This is a genomic window from Flexivirga aerilata (genome assembly GCF_013002715.1).
GTDB lineage: Bacteria > Actinomycetota > Actinomycetes > Actinomycetales > Dermatophilaceae > Flexivirga > Flexivirga aerilata.
This window is the reverse complement of the sequence record NZ_JABENB010000001.1, coordinates 2048182-2065296: the sequence shown is the minus strand read 5'-3', so window position 1 is coordinate 2065296 and position 17115 is coordinate 2048182. Positions and strand designations below refer to the sequence as shown.

The window sequence follows — 17115 nt, the reverse complement described above, 5'->3', positions numbered from 1 at the left end:
TGAGCGTCGTCTGTATGGTGTTGCCACGTGACAAACGCAGCCGACCTGGACACCACGCCGGATTCTTCGGCCGCACAAGACATTCCGCCGCCGTCTCTCAACCGCACCGTCTTCTTCACCGCAGCAGGCCTCGTGCTGGCCTTCGCGATCTTCACGCTGGCTCTGCCGGACACCGCATCGACCGTGATCGGGTCGGTCGTGGAGTGGATCTCCAGCTGGTTCGGCTGGTGGTATCTCGCCCTCGCGACCGTCTTCGTCGGTTTCGTCGTCTTCATCGGGCTGTCCCGCTTCGGCACCTACCGACTCGGGCCGGAGGAGTCCCGCCCCGAGTACAACCTGTTCACCTGGACCGCGATGCTCTTCGCGGCCGGCATCGGCATCGACCTGATGTTCTTCTCGGTCGCCGAGCCGATCAGCCAATATCTCCAGCCCCCGACCGGCAAGGGCGGCGACGTGCACGCCGCACGTGAAGCCGTCTCGTGGACGCTGTTCCACTACGGCATCACCGGCTGGGCGATGTACGCGCTCATGGGTATGGCGCTCGCCTACTTCGCCTTCCGCCGCCACCTGCCGCTCGCGATCCGCTCGGCCCTGGCACCGGTCTTCGGGCGACGAGTCGAGGGCCGGCTCGGGGACGCGGTCGACGTGGCGGCCGTGCTCGGCACGATCTTCGGCATCGCGACCTCGCTCGGCATCGGCATCGTGCAGCTCAACTTCGGGTTGAACGTGATGTTCGGCATACCGCTCGGCAAGGCCGCGCAGATCGGCCTCATCGTGCTGTCGGTGGTGATGGGCACGATCTCGGCGACCACCGGCGTCGACAAAGGCATCCGCCGGCTGTCCGAGCTCAACGTGCTGCTGTCGGTGGCGCTGCTGCTCTTCGTGCTGGTCACCGGACGCACCGGCTTCCTGCTGGGCGGGCTGGTGATGAACACCGGCGACTACGTCACCGGCTTCGTCGGCAAGTCGATGGACACGATGGCCTGGCAGAACCCGACCGACTGGATGAACGCCTGGACGCTGTTCTTCTGGGCCTGGTGGATCGCCTGGGCGCCGTTCGTCGGGCTCTTCCTCGCCCGCATCTCCCGCGGCCGCACCGTGCGCGAGTTTCTCTTCGGCGTGCTCACGATCCCGTTCCTCTTCATCCTGTTGTGGGTCTCGATCTTCGGCAACAGCGCCCTCTCGCAGGCGCGTCAGGACCCGGCCTTCGGCACCAAGACGCTCAATCAGTTCGAGGCCGGCTTCTACTCCCTGCTCGACACCTACCCGTGGACGCCGCTGATCGTCGGCATCGCCACCGTCGCCGGGCTGCTCTACTACGTGACGAGCGCCGACTCGGGCGCCCTGGTGATGGGCAACTTCACCTCGCACCTGCACCACCCGATGCAGGACTGCGCCAAGTGGGTGCGGGTCTTCTGGTCGGTCGCCATCGGCCTGCTCACCCTCGGCATGCTCTTCGCCGGCGGCGGCGCGGGCTCGATCATCACGCTGCAGAACGCCACGATCATCATGGGTCTGCCGTTCTCGTTCGTGCTGGCGCTGATCATGATCGGCCTCTATCGCGCGATGCGCGAGGAGTCGCTCAAGGACGCGTCGCTGCGCACCTCATTGCGCGGCTTCATGGCCGCCGGACGCGGCGCGGCCGGCAGGCAGCCCGACTGGCGCCACCGCCTGGCCCGCGCGACCACCTTTCCCGGGCATCGCGCCACCGAACGCTTCCTGCGCGAACGCGGCCTGCCCGCACTGGAATCCGTCGCCGCCGGGCTGCGGGACGCCGGCACCCCGGCACTCGTCGAGGAGACCGTGGGCGAGGACGGCCTCCCCGCCCCGCGCCTGGTCGTCGACCTGCAGGACGAGCCGGACTTCAGCTACCGGCTCAGTCCGGTCTCCTGCCCCACGCCGTCCTTCGCCAACTCGCGGGCCGGCAGCACCAGCGACCGCTACTACCGCTGCGAGGTCTTCCTGGACGAGGGCAGCCAGGGCTACCAGATCAACGGCTACACCACCGACCAGATCATCGGGGACGTGCTCGACCAGTACGAGCACCACCTGACCTATCTGCACCTGCGTCACGACTACGCGAGCACCGAAGGAGAGGGAGTATGACGACAGCGACGCTCTACATCGGAGGCCGCTGGGAAGCCGCGGCCGACGGCGGCACCCGTGAGATCCGTTGTCCCGCGGACGGATCGCCAGTCGGCACCGTCTCGGAAGCGACGGCGAAGGACACTGAGCGCGCGATCGCGGCGGCCCGCGAGGCGTTCGACGCCGGCGAGTGGTCGACCCGGCCCACCGCCGAGCGCGGCGACCTGTTGCTGCGGGTCGCAGCCGAGATCCGGCGCCGCAAGGACGAATTCGTCCGCGCCGAGACGCTCGACACCGGCAAACGGCCCTACGAGTCCGAGATCGACATGGACGACATCGCGGGCTGCTTCGACTACTTCGGCAAGCTCGCCGGGCAGGACGCCGGCCGGATCGTCGACGCCGGCAGTCCCGACGTGCTCTCCCGCATCGTCTACGAGCCGGTCGGCGTCTGTGCGCTGATCACCCCGTGGAACTACCCGCTGCTGCAGGCGGCGTGGAAGGTCGCGCCCGCGCTTGCCGCCGGAAACACCTTCGTGCTCAAGCCCGCCGAGCTGACGCCGCACACGTCGATCCTGCTGATGGAGGTCCTGGAGACGGCCGGTGTGCCGGCCGGCGTCGCCAACCTGATCACCGGCGCGGGCGCGACCGCGGGCGCGCCGCTCTCCACCCACCCACACGTCGACCTGGTGTCGTTCACCGGCGGTCTGGTCACCGGCCGCAAACTCGGTGCGGCGGCAATGGGTTCGGTCAAGAAGGTCGCGCTCGAGCTCGGCGGCAAGAACCCCAACGTGATCTTCGCCGACGCGGTGCAGACCGACGAGGATCTGGCGACCGCGGTGGACAACGCGCTCAACGGGGCCTTCCTGCACTCCGGTCAGGTGTGTTCGGCCGGTGCGCGCCTGGTCGTCGAGGAGTCGGTGCACGACCGGTTCGTCGATGCGCTCGTGCAACGCGCCGAGCGGATCGTGCTCGGGCTCCCCTTCGAAAAGGCAACCGAGACAGGGCCGCTCATCTCCGCTGAGCACCGCGACAAGGTCGACGCCTACGTGCGGCGCGCCAAGGAGCAGGGCGCGACGATCCGCACCGGAGGCGCCAACGCAACCGGAGACATGGGTGCCGGATCCCTCGACGACGGCTACTTCTACCTGCCCACGGTGATCGACGACGTGACGAGCACCATGGACTGCGCGCACGACGAGGCGTTCGGCCCGACGGTCACCGTCGAGACGTTCACGACGGAGGACGAGGCCGTGCAGATCGCCAACGACACCGAATACGGCCTAGCCGGAGCCGTCTGGAGCAACGACGCGGGCAAGGCCGACCGGGTCGCTTCCCGGTTGCGCCACGGCACCGTCTGGATCAACGAGTTCGGTCCCTACCTGCCGCAGGCCGAGTGGGGCGGCTACGGGCAGTCCGGTTTCGGGCGGGAGCTCGGTCCGACCGGTCTGGCCGAATACCAGGAGGCCAAGCACATCTACCGCAATCTGCGTCCGGGCGTGACCGGCTGGTTTGCGCAGCGCTGACACAGACGAACGTGGAAGGACGAAACACCTTGACCGACAACACTTTCGACTACGTCGTCGTCGGCGGCGGCTCGGCCGGCGCCGCAGTCGCGGCACGGCTCTCCGAGGACCCCGACGTCCGCGTGGCGCTGCTCGAGGCCGGGCCCACCGACCTCGACCAGGAGGTGATCCTGCAGCTCGACCGCTGGATGGAGCTGCTGGAGTCAGGCTTCGACTGGGACTACCCGATCGAGCCACAGGAGCACGGTAACTCGTTCATGCGGCACGCGCGGGCCAAGGTGCTCGGTGGTTGCTCGTCGCACAACTCGTGCATCGCGTTCTGGCCACCGCGTGAGGACCTCGACGGTTGGGAGAGCGAATTCGGTTGCACCGGCTGGGGATCGGCGCAGACCTTCCCCCTGCTGACCAAGTTGGAGACCAACGAGGACGACGGGCCGCTGCACGGCAAGGACGGCCCGGTGCACCTGATGAACATCCCGCCGCACGACCCCTGCGGGGTTGCCCTGCTCGACGCGTGCGAACAGGCGGGGATCCCCCGTGCGAGGTTCAACACCGGCGACACCGTCGTGAGCGGCGCCAACTTCTTCCAGGTCAACCGCATGGCGGACGGCCGGCGTTCCTCCTCTTCGGTGAGCTACCTGCACCCGATCCTGGACCGGGACAACCTCACGATCCTCACCGACACCTGGGCACGTGAGCTCGTCTTCGACGACGGCGGCGAGCAACAGCGCTGCGTCGGAGTTTCGGTGGTGGACAACGCTTTCGGCCGGGCGCGCACCATCACCGCCACCCGCGAGGTCGTCGTCTCGTGCGGCGCGATCGACAGCCCGAAGCTGCTGATGCTGTCCGGCATCGGACCCGCTGATCACCTGCGCGAGATCGGGGTCGACGTCCGGGTCGACTCCCCCGGCGTCGGCGAGCACCTGCAGGACCACCCGGAGGGCGTGATCCAGTGGGAGGCCAGGCAGCCGATGGTCACCGAGTCCTACCAGTGGTGGGAAATCGGTGTCTTCGACACCACGCAGGACGGTCTGGACCGGCCGGACCTGATGATGCACTACGGCTCGGTGCCCTTCGACATGCACACGCTCCGGCAGGGCTATCCCACCAGCGACAATGCCTTCTGCCTCACCCCCAACGTGACCCACGCCAAGTCACGTGGCACGGTGCGACTGCGTTCTCGCGACTTCCGCGACAAGCCGAAGGTCGACCCGCGCTACTTCACCGACGCCGAGGGCCACGACATGCGGGTGATGATCGCCGGCATCCGGCGTGCCCGCGACATCGTGGCGCAGCCGGCGATGCGAGAGTGGGCAGGTCGGGAGCTCTACCCGGGCACCGACGCACAGACCGACGAGGAGCTCGCCGACTACATTCGGCGCACCCACAACACGGTCTACCACCCGGCCGGGACCGTGCGGATGGGCGCGGCCGACGACGCGGACTCACCGCTGGACCCGCAGCTGCGGGTGAAGGGTGTGCAGGGTCTGCGCGTTGCCGACGCGTCGGTCTTCCCGGAGCACACCACGGTCAACCCGAACATCACCACGATGATGGTCGGCGAGCGCTGCGCGCAGTTGATCGCCGAGGATGCCGACCAGTCGGAGTAGCGAAAACCGTTACGAACAAGCACAACCCGGGCCGGCGGCAACAGCTGCCGGCTCGGGTTTTCCGATGGCGGGCATGCCCAGTGACACCGCGGGCTTGCGCACCGCTCCGGCGCCGGAGTCGGCGCCGGAGTCAGTTTGCAGCGCCTGCCAGGCGTCACCGCCGGGGGTGCGGCGCACCGACCAGGTGCCGCCCTGCACCGGGGAGTCGGCCACCAGGTGGTGCGGCGCGCCATAGGTGACGTCGACGGAGACGACATCTCCGGGGCGCGGCCGCTCGGTGCCCTCGGGCACCGCGAAGTGCACCAGGCGATTGTCCCGGGCGCGCCCGGACATGCGGTGGGTTTCGGCGTCCTTGCGCCCCTCGGACGGTGCGACCAGCACCTCCAGGGTCCGGCCCTCGAGCGCCCGGTTGCCGACCCAGGAGACTTCCTCCTGCAACTCGATCAACCGGTCAAACCGTTGCTGCACAACGGCTTTGGGCAATTGGTCGGGCAGGTCGGCGGCCGGCGTGCCGGGACGGATCGAATATTGGAAGGTAAAGGCCGAGGAGAAGCGCGCCTCGCGCACCACCCGCATGGTCTCCTCGAAGTCGGCCTCGGTCTCGCCCGGGAAACCGACGATGATGTCGGTGGTGATCGCGGCGTCCGGCATCCGGTCGCGCACCCGCTCCAGGATGCCGAGGAACTTCTCCGACCGGTAGGACCGGCGCATTGCCTTGAGCACCCGGTCGGAGCCGGACTGCAGCGGCATGTGCAGTGACGGCATGACGTTGGACGTCTCCGCCATCGCGTCGATCACGTCGTCGGTGAAAGCCGCCGGGTGCGGTGAGGTGAAGCGCACCCGCTCCAGGCCCTCGATCTCGCCGCACGCGCGGAGCAGCTTGCCGAAGGCGAGGCGGTCACCGAACTCCACGCCATACGTGTTGACGTTCTGACCGAGCAGGGTCACCTCGACGACGCCCTGCTCGACCAGCGCACGCACCTCGGCGAGCACGTCGCCCGGGCGGCGGTCCTTCTCCTTGCCGCGCAGCGACGGCACGATGCAGAACGTGCAGGTGTTGTTGCAGCCGACCGAGATCGACACCCAGCCGCTGTATGCCGAATCGCGTCGGGTCGGCAGCGTGGACGGGAAGGTCTCCAGCGACTCGAGGATCTCGACCTGCGCCTCGGCGTTGTGCCGCGCGCGCTCGAGCAGCACCGGCAGCGAGCCGACGTTGTGCGTGCCGAAGACCACGTCGACCCACGGCGCGCGGCGGACGATCTCCTGCCGGTCCTTCTGGGCGAGGCAGCCGCCGACCGCGATCTGCATGTCCGGGTTGTCGGTCTTGGCCGGGCGCAGCTGGCCCAGCTGGCCGTAGAGCTTTCCGGCGGCGTTCTCGCGCACCGCACACGTGTTGAAGACCACGACGTCCGGGCCGGCGGGGCGGGCGTCGTCGGTGAGCGCGGCCCGGTCGACATACCCGGCCGACTCGAGCAGACCCGCGATCCGCTCGGAGTCGTGGACGTTCATCTGGCAGCCGTGGGTGCGCACTTCATAGGTCTTCATGACCGACCCAGGGTACGGCGTGGCCGCCCGCACTCCCGAATCGCGCGGGCCCGCTCGGCCGCTTCGCTAGGGCGCCGGATGCGCCAGGGCGACCAGCGCGGCGAGGAACGCGGCCAGCACCGGCCGACAGCAGGCCGCTGCGACGCCGGAAAACCGTTGTCCACAGGGACGATCCCGCTCAGAAGACCTTCCCCGGGTTGAAGATGCCCTCGGGGTCGAGCGCCTGCTTGACCGCGCGCTCCATCGCCAGCACCTCGGGTCCGAGCTCCCGCGTCACGCCCGGCATCTTGAGCAGCCCGACGCCGTGCTCGCCGGTCACCGTGCCGCCCAGGTCGAGCGCCTCCTCGATGATCCGGTCGAACGCCGCCTGCGCCCGTGCCTTCGCCTCGTCGTCGCCCCGGCCGGTGATCATCAGCGGGTGCAGGTTGCCGTCACCGGCGTGCGCGACCGTGGCGATCGTGATGTCACTCTCGGCGGCGATCCGCTCCACCCGCCGCAGCATCTCCGGCACGTGCTCCTTGGGCACGCAGACGTCCTCGGTGAGCAGCGGCCCGAGCCGCTCCATCGCCGGGTAGGCGAGACGCCGGGCGGCCATCATCGCGTCGGCCTCCTCCGGGTCGTCGGTCTCGGCGACGAACGTCGCGTTGCCCGTCTCGAACGCCGCGACCATCTCCTGCGCCGCCCGCTCCCCCGCCTCGCCCGGGTCGTCGACCTTGCCGATCAGCACGACGTTCGCCTCCGACGCAATGCCCATGTGGGTCATCTCGTCGACGGCGAGCAGGCAGGTGCGGTCGACGAGTTCGAGCGCGGAGGGGGTGAGCCCGCGCGCGGCAACGTCGCGCACCGCGACCCCGGCGTCCACGATGCCGTCGAAGTAGCCGAGCACGGTGCGACCCGGGTCGGGCAGGGGGCGCAGTTTGACGGTGATCTCGGTGACGATGCCGAGGGTGCCCTCGGAGCCGACGAACAGGCCAACCAGGTCGAGTCCGGCCACCCCTTTCGCCGTACGCCGCCCGAGGCGCACGACCTCGCCGGTCCCGGTCACCACTTCGAGTCCGATGACATAGTCGCGGGTCACGCCATACTTCACGCAGCAGACGCCGCCGGCGTTGGTGGCGACATTGCCGCCGATCGTCGACCAGGGCGAGCTCGCAGGGTCCGGCGGATACCAAAGTCCTTGCGTGGCAACGGTTTTGCGCAGGTCATCGTTGACGACCCCGGGCTGCACGACGGCGAGGCGTTCGAGCGGGTTGACCTCGAGCACCTGGTTGAGCTTCTCCAGGGACACCACGACGCAGCCCTCGAGCGCGTTGGCGCCGCCGGACAGGCCGGTGCCCGCGCCGCGCGGCACGACCGGCACCCCGTGCTCGAGCGCCCAGCGCACGGTGTCCCGCACGTCGGCGGTGCTGCCGGCGCGCACCACCGCCACCGGTTTGCCGTATGCCGCCCACTCGGCCTCGTCGTGCAGATAGGACTCCAGCAGGGCCGGATCGGTCACGACGGCCCCGTCACTCAGCCGGCTGCGCAGTTGCTCGATCTGGTCGCGATCGCTCATCCGCCGACGCTATCGCGCCGCCCGGATAATCCGGCTGACAGTTCGGCTGCCGATGTGGTCGGATGAGGCCCGTGACCCAGCCGCCGAGCACTCCGACCCAGGCGCGACGGGTGCTCGCGGCGGCCAAGCGACTGATCCCGCCGACGCCGCTCTCACGTCGCCTGGCGCTGCAATCCCTCTTGTTCGCAACCGGATTCGGCACCTTCCTGACCGGCAGCGCGGTCTACTTCACCAAGCTTGTCGGCCTGTCGGCGTCGCAGGTGGGTGTCGGTCTCAGCGTCGCGGCGGTTGTCGCGTTCCTTGCGGCATACCCCGCCGGTCGCGTGGTCGACATCATCGGTCCCAAACGGACGTGGGCGGTCTGCACCCTGGTGGGGGCGCTGATGTTCGCGCTGTGGCCGTTCCTGCACGGGTTCGCGGCATACCTCGCGGTGACCGTCGTCTTCGAGCTGGTGCAGAACCCGGGCGGCGCCGGCCGCAACGCCTACATCCTCGACGTGATGCCCGAAAAGGAACGCGTGCAGACGCAGGCCTACATGTATTCCTCGCTCAACGTCGGCTTCACCCTCGGCGCGCTGATCAGTGGCGTGGCGCTGGCGCTGGACAACCTGACCGTGCTGCGGTGGATGCCGATCGTCACGCTGGTCCTCGGGCTGGTCAACGCCTTCTTCATCGTGCGGCTGCCGCGCGCCGAGCGTGACGTGCGGGTCGCGGACAAGTCGCGGCGCAAGGAGCCCGTGCCGGGTCCGGGCGCGCTGCGCAATCGCGGGTGGATGGCGCTCAACTTCTTCGCCGGGGTGCTGGAAACCAATCAGGTGCTGCTCAACGTGGTCATCCCGCTGTGGCTGGTGGAGAAGACCGACTCCCCGCACTGGTTGCTGGCCTGGCTCTTCGGCACCAACACGGTCATGTGCATCTTCCTGCCGGCCTACACCTCGCGCGGCGTGCGCACAATCGACGACGCCCTCAAGGGCATCCGGATCAGCGGCGCGTTCTTCGTGCTCTCGTGCCTGATCACGCTGCTCACCCACTCCACGGTCGGCTTCCTCACCGTGCTGCTCGTCTGGCTCGGGCACGTGACGGTGACCGGCGCGGAGCTGGCCAACTCGGCCAGCGAGTGGGCCTTCCAGGCGCAGCTGATGGACCCGCGACGACGCGGCGAGTACGGCGGCGTCGGTCAGGTCTTCAAGACCGCCGGCGACGGATGGGCGCCCGCGGTCTTCACCTTCCTGGCGATCAGCTGGGGGCCAGCCGGCTGGCTGGTGATCGCCGCGATCGCGGTGATCGCGACCCTCGGGATGGCGCCCGCGGTGCGCAGCGCGCAGCGTTTCGCGGCGCGCGAGCTGCCGCCGGTGGCGACCGAACCGGTCGGCTGAGCGCGACCGGCCGGACAGCCGGTCAGCGCGGGATCAGGGTCAGCCCGATCGCGGCGAAGACCCCGCCGGCCACGCGATCGATGACGTTCTGCAGCCGCTTGTATGCCGCGACGACCGGCTGGGCGCCGGCGCACCAGCTGACGGCCGCGAACCAGCCGGCGCCCATCGCGAGCATGATCGCGAGCAGCGCCACCCGCACCGCAGGCGACGCGCCATGGGGCATCAGCGTCGCGAACAGCGCGCCGAAGAAGACCAGCGCCTTCGGGTTGGACAGGTTGGTGAAGAGGCCGAGGCGCCAATGGTGCCGATGTGACTGTGGTTGCTTGTCATTCGGCGTCCCCGGCGCCTCTGCACCAGACGATGCGGCGTTGCGGGTCGACCACAGCACGTGCAGGCCGTAGCCGATCAGCAGGACCGCGCCGACCGCCCGAATCACCAGATAGAGGTGCTCGTAGCGGGCCATCAGAGCGCTCAGCCCGACCAGGGCGAGTGTGGCCCAGCACGCCATACCGCAGACGACGCCGAGGCCGACGCGCAGACCGGCGGCCCGCCCGCGCGCCGCGGCGGTGCACAGGACGGCGAGGAAGTCCGGTCCGGGCGTCACCACGCAGACGGCCCAGGCGAGCAACAGCGGAGTGATCGCGAGCATCTCTTATCCGATCATCGGTGAGGCGATGAGCACGGTCACGTCGGCCGGCTCGTGGTCGGTGCGGTATGTGTGGGGCGCGTCCCCGGCGAAGGCCAGCAGATCTCCCCTGTCGAGCACGGTCAGGTCGTCCGTGGGTCCGGCGCGGAGCGACCCGGACGCCACCACCAGGTGCTCGACGGTGCCCGGAGCGTGTGGCACGCCCGCAAACTCGGTGCCGGGCGGCATCCGCAACCTCCAGATCTCGACCTGATGGCCGCCGGTGACGCGGCGCAGCAGCTCCCGGTCGATCTCACCCTCGGTTGCGGGGGTGCCGCGGATCAACTGGGGCCCGGTGTCCTCGCCGCGCACGAGCAGGTCGGACAACGGGATCCCGAGTGCCACGGCCACCGCGTCGAGAGTGTCGATCGTCGGGTTGGCCCCACCCGACTCGAGGCTGGACAGTGTCGCCTTGGACACGCCCGAGCGCCTCGCGAGCTCGGCGGCGGACATCCCCCGCTGCCCGCGACGCGCGCGGATCTGCGCGCCGACGGCCGCGGCGAGGCCGGACGATCCAGGAGGCATGAGTTCACTATAGCGAACGTTTCGACTGTTTCAATGTCCCTTCGGGGCTGGCCGGCCGCCGAGGTAGCACTGGATGTCGCCAAGAGCGCCGGAATACGACGTCCAGTGCTACCTCGGCGCGGCTACCTCGGCGCTCGCCCACCGGCACCGCCGGGCCGCTCAGCGCACGCCGACCATGACGTAGTCGTCGCCGTGCTGCCACACCGCGCCCGCCTCGGCGCAACCCGCGGCGCGCAGCGCGGCCGTCAGCTCCTCCCGGGTGGCCGGCGGACGATCGTCGTCGGCGCGGGCCGCGAAGGCCAGGCGCTCCCGCCGGGCGGCCAGCTCGGCCAGCTCCGGCGCGGCCTGCGCCGCCGCCCACCACGTGGACCAGTCCTCCCCGTCGACGCGGCCGGTGCGGCGCACCCCTGCTGCGGCGACCTGGCGTCGCACGTCGTCGAGCCGCGGCTCGGAGCCCGGCTCGTAGAAGTGGTCCCCGTCGACGAAGACACCGCCCGGCGTGAGCGCTCCGACCGCCTCATGGACAACAGTCGCCAACGCGGCCCCGGGCAACCAGTGCAGCGCGGTGGTGCTGACGAATGCATCGGGTGCGCGGTCGAGATCGAGCCGGCGGAGCCAGCCGGTCTCGCTGAGATCCGCAGCCACGACGCGGAATCTCCCACTGCTGTATGCCGATTCGGCCAGCCCGAGCAGCAACGGATCGAGGTCGACGCCGACGACGGTCGCACCCGGCAACTGCCGCAGGAGCCGCGAGGCCAAGGACCCGGGACCGACACCGAGATCCACGATCAGTGGGTCGTCGCGTCGCACGCATGCCTGCACGACGTCGGCGATCACCGCGAACCGTCCCTCACGATCGACGAAGTAGGTGCCTTGTTGGTCGTCCCATCGCCGCAGCCACCGCAGGGCCTCCTCCCGGTCGAGTTTCGTTGCGGTGCGAGCCTGCTGAGTCACGGGATCGTCTGTCGTGGGTGCGTCTGTCATGGGTGCGTTGGTCGTGGTTGCGGTGGTCACGGGTGCGCCTGCCGCGGAGTCGTCTTTCATGGATCCAGCCTCTCGGGAGCAACCATCGCGCGGTAGCCGCCGAATTGCTTGCAGCTCTCATAGCCTGTGCCTATGGACTCATTGCCGGAGGTCGACGACCTGCGTCTTGTCGTCGCTGTCGCACGGACCGGATCGGTGGGAAGCGCCGCCCGGTCGTTGCGCGTCACGCAGCCGTCGGCGAGTGCACGGCTCGCCCGGCTCGAACGCCGCGTGGGCGCAACACTTTTCGACCGCGACACAACGGGCGCGAGACCCACGCCCGCCGGCGCGGAGCTGGTGCGGCAGGCGCGGCACATCCTCGGCCACCTGGAGGGGGCGTTCGCCGCGAGTCGGGCGGCCACGCGGGAGCGGCGGCTGGTCGTCGGGACCTTCGCGAGTCTCACCTCGTTGCTGTTTCCGGCGCTCGACGCACTGCTGCCGGAGGTTGCGATCGACCAGCGGCAGGATCACGGTCCCGTGCTGCTGCAATGGGTCGCGGAGGGGTCGATGGATGCAGCGTTCGTGGCGGTGGCCGACCAGGTCGAGGTGCCGTCGTCGGTCGTGACACACCAGGTGGGCACCGACCCGCTCGTGCTGTTTCGCGCGGTCGGGGTCGAGCCGATCGGCCGGGGCCGGCTGCCGTTGCGCGACCGGCAGGTGGTCGCGTCGACCTACGACCTGAGCACCGAGGAGGTGCTGGAGCGGCTGCATCGCCTGGGCGCGGATGCCCGGCCGGGCGTGACCTTGGCGGCGGCGATCGCGATGGCCCGCAAGCGCGGCCATCTCGCGGTCCTCCCCCGGAGCGCGGTCGCCTTCGACCTGCGCGAGGGCGAGGTGGTCGAGCGGTTACCGTTCCGCCGCTCGATGCGGCTCGTCATGGCGGCACCCCGCACTGCCGATCCGCGACTGCTCGGCATACTCCGCGGCCTGCGCCGCGAACTCGACCTCGCCCGCTAGCCCGGAGGAGCACGCCGCGCGGCACCTCCATCGACGAGCTAGGCCACCGCCGCCCTACACCGACGGGCCGACTCACGCAGTGGCCGGTCGGTGCATGACCGGCGAACGCACCCGAGTGACGACGCTCGCAATGAGTGACGTCGATGCAGCGTCGTCACGCATTGCGGCGGACGTCACTCGACGAAGGCGGACGTCACTCGGTCATCGGAGCGGCGTTGGAGACAGGTGCCGGTCGATCCGCGCTCGCCCCTGATCGAGAGGACCACTTCCGCTTCGAGAGGCACACACGGTCAGGGCGAATTCGTGTGCCCCTCGATGCGCGAGTGTGCCTGTCAATGCTGGTATTTGGGCGGTGGAAGTCACTCGGGCGGCAGGTCGGTCCGAGCCGGGACCGGCCGCCGCTCGGTGACGACGTCAGTCGGGCTGGTGCTCCGGGGCGTCCGCAATTGCCTCGCGGATCACCGACCACGCGACAGAGGGCGAATAGCCCTTGCGGGCGAGCATGCCGGCGAGCCGTCGGGTCTGCACGGTCGCGTCGAGGCCGTGCATCGAGCGCAGCTTCTTGTCGGCGAGGGCGCGGGCACGCTCGCGCTCGCTCTCCTCGTCGATCTCGTCCAGCTGTGCGCGGGCGATCTCGTCGTCGACGCCCTTGCGCCGCAGCTCTTGGCGGAGCGCGCCGCGGGCCAGGCCACGGCTCGCCTGTTGGGAGCGCACCAGCATGCCGGCGTAGGCGGCGTCGTCGATCAGCCCGACCTCTTCCATCCGGTCGAGCACCTCGGCGGCGACCTCGTCGGTGCAGCCGCGCTGGCGCAGCTTGTCGGCGAGTTGTTTGCGGCTGCGCGGCGCCATCGTGAGCTGGCGCAACACGATCGTGCGGGCGACCTCGTGCGGGTCGGGCTCGGTGTCGGGGTTGTCGGCCGGTGGCTCGCGATCCCGACGGCGCCCCGCCTTGCCGCCGCGCGTCCCACGCCCACCGCGGCCGCGCGTGTTCGCCGACCGCTGCCCCGACCACTCGACCCGTCGCCGTGGACCCGGTCCGGCCTCCGGCGCCGACGACGCCGCGGGCGGGGCCGGGCGCGCCGGCACATCCGCCGGATCGATGAAATCCGGCAGCGCATCCGACTCGCTGTCAAAGGGTTTCAAAAGGTGCGCTCCTTCGCGGCCGAACGGTGGTCTCGATACGGGCCTCGCCTAGCGGCTCGGCCCTACTCGACCACCATCATCGCGGCCGGATCCTGCTCGACCACCGTCATCGCGGCCGGATCCTGCTCGACCACCGTCATCGCGGCCGGATCCTGCTCGACCACCGTCATCGCGGCCAGATCCTGCTCGACCACCATCATGGCGGCTCGGCCCTGCTCGACCACCATCATGGCGGCTCGGCCCTGCTCGACCACCATCATCGCGGCCGGATCCTGCTCGACCACCATCATCGCGGCTGGTCCCTGCTCGACCACTGTCATGGTGGCGATCGATCGAGAACTCCTCGGCCGCGAACCGCCCAGTCAGCGGCCGAGGAGGGGTCTCGTCTCGATCAGAAGTCGACCGGGGTGACGACGGAGTCCTCGGCGGGCTTGTCGACCTGCGGGCCGACGCCGAGCTTCTCCTTGATCTTCTTCTCCAGCTCGTCGGCCAGGTCGGGGTTGTCCCGCAGGAAGCCACGGGCGTTTTCCTTGCCCTGGCCCAGCTGGTCACCGTCGTAGGTGTACCAAGCGCCCGACTTGCGCACAAAGCCCTGCTCCACCCCCATGTCGATCAGGCCACCCTCGCGGGAGATGCCCTGGCCGTAGAGGATGTCGAACTCCGCCTGCTTGAACGGCGGGGACACCTTGTTCTTGACCACCTTGACGCGGGTGCGGTTGCCGACCGGGTCGGTGCCGTCCTTGAGGGTCTCGATGCGACGCACGTCGAGGCGGACCGAGGCGTAGAACTTCAGTGCCTTACCACCGGTGGTGGTCTCCGGCGAGCCGAACATCACGCCGATCTTCTCGCGCAGCTGGTTGATGAAGATCGCGGTGGTGCCGGTGCTGTTGAGCGCGCCGGTGATCTTGCGCAGCGCCTGCGACATCAGGCGTGCCTGCAGACCCACGTGACTGTCACCCATCTCGCCCTCGATCTCGGCGCGCGGCACGAGTGCGGCGACCGAGTCGATCACGATGATGTCGAGCGAGCCGGACCGGATCAGCATGTCGGCGATCTCGAGCGCCTGCTCACCGGTGTCGGGCTGGCTGACCAGCAGCGAGTCGACGTCGACACCGAGCTTCTTGGCGTATTCGGGGTCGAGCGCGTGCTCGGCGTCGATGAACGCCGCGATGCCGCCGTTGCGCTGGGCGCTGGCCACCGCGTGCAGTGCGACCGTCGTCTTACCGGAGGACTCCGGACCGTAGATCTCCACGACGCGCCCGCGCGGCAGACCACCGATGCCGAGTGCCACGTCCAGGGCGATGGCGCCGGTCGGGATCACGTCGATCGGTGGGCGGACGTCGTCACCGAGCCGCATGACGGCACCCTTGCCGTGAGCCTTCTCGATCTGGGCCATCACGGTGTCGAGTGATTTGAGCTTGTTGTCGGCGTTGCCGGCGTTTGCTGCCATGGTGGGCACTCCTTAGCTGTTGCGAGGGTGGGTCGCGCCTACCTGCGACCGTCCGCCGCCCTCGTGCAGGCTCGGGTGAGCCGGGCTTTGGAACTGATCAGACGCTATGCCTCCGCACCGACAACCCACCGTGCGAGATCCACGCACTGTGGATGGCGAGCTGCCCGTCGGGGACATGTGGACGAGCCTAACGCGCACCCGAACATCCGTACGAAACCCGGGGTGCTCGGCGTGTCGGTGCGCGTGTCGGTTCGCGCGTCGCCCACCGTGCCCCTGACCCGACCATGACAGCGGGCCAGGACAAGGGCTATGGCAACGGGCCAGCCGACCGACCTCACCGATGCAGGTAAGCCCCCTTGAGGATCTTGTCGACCGCGTTCTTCGGGCCGTGCACCGCGATGCCGACCAGGTCGAGCTGATCAGCCGGAACCGCAGCAGTGGCAGCGCGATTCGCCGTATCGTGGCCCGTGCCGAACATCTCCTGGGTGAAGATCGCGGCAGGTAGGCCGCGGCCGACCGCGCGGGTCCGGGCGTTGCCCAGGGTGTGCGCGCCACCTTCGAAGACCAGCACCGGCATACCGAGCAACGGCAGGTAGCTGCCGCCGTCGGCGTCGGCATACGGCGCACCGACCAGTGCCGGGTAGGCGGCCGCGATCCCGGCGGCGAGGAACGCGGTGACGTTGAGTCGCTGCCAGGTGGCGAGGTCGTCGCGCACGAGGACGGCGACCTTGGTCGCGAAGGGCGGGGTCAGCTGATCAGCGGGTTGGGGTTGATCCATGAGCCGATGCTCTTTCGGCACCCATTCACCGGTCTTGTACGAAACTGACCTCAGCCGGCAACCGCCCCGAAGCGACCCGGAGAGGTCCGCAGCAGCTTGCGGAAGTGCCGGTGCAGGTGCGCCTGGTCGTAGAAGCCGGTCGCGACGGCGACCTGCGCCGGTGGCTGCCCCGCGAGGAGCAGTCGACGGGCGGCATCGAGGCGGCCGCCCGACGACGTACCGGTGCGGAGGTATCGCGAATTCCCGGGTGAACACTCGGATCAGGTATGCCGGACTCACCCCCAGCCGCCGCGCGATCTCGGTGATGCTGGGCGGATCGATCGGGTCGGCATCGAGCAGGTCACGGGCGCGGCGGGCGAGCCACGCCGGCTGACCGGGTGCCGCCCGGCGCGGCGTGGGGTGGCCGGTCAGGTGCCATTCCAGGCGCTCGACGACGATGGCGAGCGCGGACTCCGCGGCCGGCCGCTCCCCCGCCGCGAGCGCGTCGTCCAGCACCGACACCTGTGCGCGCAACCGGTCGTCGAGCACCAGCGGTGCGTCGACACTGCGCCCGATCAGCCGCTCCGGCAGTGCGGCGGTCTCCAGATAGACGACCCGCTTGCGAAAACCGGCCGCGGTCAACGGATGCCCGTCATGCGGCACGTGCGGCGGCAGCAGCGTGACCCCTGCTCCGGCGGTGGCCGCGTCACGGTGCCGGTCGACGTCATACCCGATGCGGCCGTCGTCGACGATCAGCACGGTCCAGGCGTCGTGGGTGTGCGCCGGGTAGTGGTGGTCGGCCCACCGCGCGTGCAGCACTTCGCGGACGCCGGGCACGCCGGGGTCCCAGGCGCGCACCTGATCTGGAGCCGACATGCCAG

The 17115-nt window shown here is 69.7% G+C and carries 14 protein-coding genes; 5 read left to right on the top strand and 9 right to left on the bottom strand.

What is annotated here, in order from left to right; all coding sequences use genetic code 11:
• Positions 1 to 27 precede the first annotated feature (27 nt).
• From betT to HJ588_RS09755, 3 genes are read left to right on the top strand one after another with little or no spacing between them, the layout of a single operon-like run.
• A complete protein-coding gene (betT, locus tag HJ588_RS09765) occupies positions 28 to 2106 on the top strand; it encodes a choline BCCT transporter BetT (protein WP_343036655.1) in 2079 nt (692 codons plus the stop codon).
• Complete coding sequence (locus HJ588_RS09760; RefSeq protein WP_171154408.1) at positions 2103 to 3608, top strand: aldehyde dehydrogenase family protein; 1506 nt, start codon at positions 2103 to 2105, stop codon at positions 3606 to 3608. The genes betT and HJ588_RS09760 overlap by 4 nt, the downstream gene beginning before the upstream one ends.
• 29 nt (positions 3609 to 3637) lie before the next feature.
• The gene (locus HJ588_RS09755) at positions 3638 to 5218 is read left to right on the top strand and encodes a GMC family oxidoreductase (RefSeq protein ID WP_171154406.1); all 1581 of its coding nucleotides are present in this window, start codon (positions 3638 to 3640) and stop codon (positions 5216 to 5218) included.
• 9 nt (positions 5219 to 5227) lie between these two features.
• On the opposite strand, the gene miaB is transcribed toward HJ588_RS09755, so the two are convergent.
• Together miaB and HJ588_RS09745 are read right to left on the bottom strand one after the other, a co-directional pair.
• Entirely contained in the window at positions 5228 to 6763 is a 1536-nt protein-coding gene (gene miaB, locus HJ588_RS09750) for a tRNA (N6-isopentenyl adenosine(37)-C2)-methylthiotransferase MiaB (protein ID WP_171154403.1), read from the bottom strand.
• Positions 6764 to 6941: 178 nt separating this feature from the next.
• Complete coding sequence (locus HJ588_RS09745) at positions 6942 to 8318, bottom strand: FAD-binding oxidoreductase (protein WP_171154401.1); 1377 nt, start codon at positions 8316 to 8318, stop codon at positions 6942 to 6944.
• A 62-nt stretch (positions 8319 to 8380) separates the two neighbouring features.
• Here HJ588_RS09745 and HJ588_RS09740 point away from each other — a divergent pair, with 62 nt between their 5' ends.
• Positions 8381 to 9694, top strand: coding sequence for an MFS transporter (locus HJ588_RS09740; protein WP_171154398.1), 1314 nt, complete (start codon positions 8381 to 8383; stop codon positions 9692 to 9694).
• A 22-nt stretch (positions 9695 to 9716) separates the two neighbouring features.
• On the opposite strand, the gene HJ588_RS09735 is transcribed toward HJ588_RS09740, so the two are convergent.
• The 3 genes from HJ588_RS09735 to HJ588_RS09725 form a co-directional block, all read right to left on the bottom strand.
• The gene (locus HJ588_RS09735) at positions 9717 to 10343 is read right to left on the bottom strand and encodes a LysE family translocator (protein ID WP_171154396.1); all 627 of its coding nucleotides are present in this window, start codon (positions 10341 to 10343) and stop codon (positions 9717 to 9719) included.
• 3 nt (positions 10344 to 10346) lie between these two features.
• Positions 10347 to 10904, bottom strand: coding sequence for a helix-turn-helix domain-containing protein (locus HJ588_RS09730; RefSeq protein WP_171154394.1), 558 nt, complete (start codon positions 10902 to 10904; stop codon positions 10347 to 10349).
• Between the two features lie 159 nt (positions 10905 to 11063).
• Positions 11064 to 11858 (bottom strand): class I SAM-dependent methyltransferase, encoded by a 795-nt coding sequence (locus HJ588_RS09725; protein ID WP_343036654.1) that lies wholly within the window; start codon positions 11856 to 11858, stop codon positions 11064 to 11066.
• 162 nt (positions 11859 to 12020) lie between these two features.
• Here HJ588_RS09725 and HJ588_RS09720 point away from each other — a divergent pair, with 162 nt between their 5' ends.
• Positions 12021 to 12884, top strand: a complete 864-nt coding sequence (locus HJ588_RS09720) for a LysR family transcriptional regulator (protein WP_171154392.1) — start codon at positions 12021 to 12023, stop codon at positions 12882 to 12884.
• Positions 12885 to 13298: 414 nt separating this feature from the next.
• Here HJ588_RS09720 and HJ588_RS19390 read toward each other — a convergent pair whose 3' ends face one another.
• The 4 genes from HJ588_RS19390 to HJ588_RS20185 all read right to left on the bottom strand — a co-directional run bounded on the left by HJ588_RS19390 (position 13299) and on the right by HJ588_RS20185 (position 17110).
• Entirely contained in the window at positions 13299 to 14027 is a 729-nt protein-coding gene (locus HJ588_RS19390) for a regulatory protein RecX (protein WP_246241792.1), read from the bottom strand.
• Positions 14028 to 14089: 62 nt separating this feature from the next.
• Positions 14090 to 14347, bottom strand: coding sequence for a hypothetical protein (locus HJ588_RS09710; RefSeq protein ID WP_171154390.1), 258 nt, complete (start codon positions 14345 to 14347; stop codon positions 14090 to 14092).
• Between the two features lie 71 nt (positions 14348 to 14418).
• A complete protein-coding gene (gene recA, locus HJ588_RS09705; protein WP_171154388.1) occupies positions 14419 to 15477 on the bottom strand; it encodes a recombinase RecA in 1059 nt (352 codons plus the stop codon).
• Positions 15478 to 15811: 334 nt separating this feature from the next.
• The gene (locus HJ588_RS20185; RefSeq protein ID WP_212755381.1) at positions 15812 to 17110 is read right to left on the bottom strand and encodes a DUF2000 family protein; all 1299 of its coding nucleotides are present in this window, start codon (positions 17108 to 17110) and stop codon (positions 15812 to 15814) included.
• Positions 17111 to 17115 lie beyond the last annotated feature (5 nt).